Source organism: Pseudoroseomonas cervicalis ATCC 49957, assembly GCF_000164635.1.
GTDB classification, from domain to species: Bacteria; Pseudomonadota; Alphaproteobacteria; order Acetobacterales; family Acetobacteraceae; genus Pseudoroseomonas; species Pseudoroseomonas cervicalis.
This window is the reverse complement of the sequence record NZ_GG770997.1, coordinates 1-1,456: the sequence shown is the minus strand read 5'-3', so window position 1 is coordinate 1,456 and position 1,456 is coordinate 1. Positions and strand designations below refer to the sequence as shown.

Here is a 1,456-nt window from a genome sequence, read left to right as displayed (position 1 = left end):
CGCGCGGGGCGGTTTTGCGCTGGCGCGCGGGCGGCGGCAGAATGGCGCGGCTGACCGAGGGAAGAACCGCCGCATGAGCTGGACCGACGACACCGCCCGCGCCGCCCTGCGCCGCGTCTTCGACGCGGCGATCCGCGCCGCCGATCCGCGCGCCATGCTGGCCGGGCACCTGCCCGAGCGGCCGAGCGGCCGCGTCGTCGTGGTGGGCGGCGGCAAGTCGGCCGCGGTGATGGCGGCGGCGGTGGAGGCCGCCTGGGGCGATTTGCCGCTCTCCGGCCTGGTGGTCTGCCCCTATGGCCATGCGGTGGAAACCAAGCAGGTCGAGGTCGTCGAGGCCTCCCACCCCGTGCCCGACGCCGCCGGCGAGGCGGCCGCGCGCCGCATGCTGCAAGCGGTCGGGGGGCTGTCCGGGGAGGATCTGGTGCTGGCGCTGATCTCGGGCGGCGGCTCGGCGCTGATGGCGCTGCCGGCGCCGGGGCTGACACTGGCCCAGAAGCAGGCGGTGAACCGCGCCCTGCTCGCCTCCGGCGCCACCATCCAGGAGATGAACTGCGTGCGCCGCCACCTCTCCGCCATCAAGGGCGGCCGGCTGGCGGCGGCGGCGCATCCGGCGCGGGTGGTGACGCTGGCGATCTCCGACGTGCCGGGGGATGAGCCGATCGTCATCGCCTCCGGCCCCACCGTGCCGGATCCGTCCAGCTTCGCCGAGGCGCGCGGCATCGTCGCGCATTACGGCATCGACCTGCCGCCCGAGGTGGCGGCGCATCTGCAGGCGGCGGTGGAGGAAACCCCCAAGCCCGGCGACCCCCGCCTGGCCCGCGCCGAGTTCCGCATGATCGCGACGCCGCGCATGGCGCTGCAGGCCGCCGCCGCGGAGGCCCGCGCCCTCGGCCTCACGCCGCTGATCCTGGGTGATGCGCTGGAGGGCGAGGCGGCGGTGCTGGGCACCGCGCTGGCTGGCATCGCCCGCAGCGCCGCGGCGCATGGCGACCCGGTGCCGGCGCCGGCCCTGCTGCTCTCGGGCGGCGAGACCACGGTGACCATCCGCCCCGGCAGCAAGCCCGGCCGGGGCGGGCGCAACAGCGAATGCCTGCTGGGCTTCGCCCTGGCCGCCGCCGGGCATTCTTCCCTGTGGGCGCTGATGGGCGACACGGACGGGATCGACGGGTCGGAGGCCATCGCCGGCGCCATCGCCACGCCGGACACGCTGGCCCGCGCGGGTGGCCTCGGCCTCGACCCGCGCGGCATGCTGGCGGGGCATGACAGCCACAGCCTGTTCGAGCGGCTGGGCGATACCGTGGTCACCGGCCCGACTTTGACCAATGTGAACGATTTCCGGGCCATATTGATCGCCTGAGCCGATGGCTTAACTGTGGCCTGCACACGGGCCGCAGGCTCGCCTGGAGCATCGTCGCGGGCCGGACCGGCCCGCCCCCCGGCCGCCGGCCGCCCTGCC

Annotated in this window: 1 protein-coding gene; it reads left to right on the top strand. The window is 75.8% G+C overall.

The window, feature by feature from the left end; all coding sequences use genetic code 11:
• Window positions 1-73 precede the first annotated feature (73 nt).
• On the top strand, window positions 74-1,357 hold the full coding sequence (locus tag HMPREF0731_RS21130; RefSeq protein WP_007006278.1) for a glycerate kinase type-2 family protein: 1,284 nt from the start codon (window positions 74-76) through the stop codon (window positions 1,355-1,357).
• The last annotated feature ends 99 nt before the right edge of the window (window positions 1,358-1,456 follow it).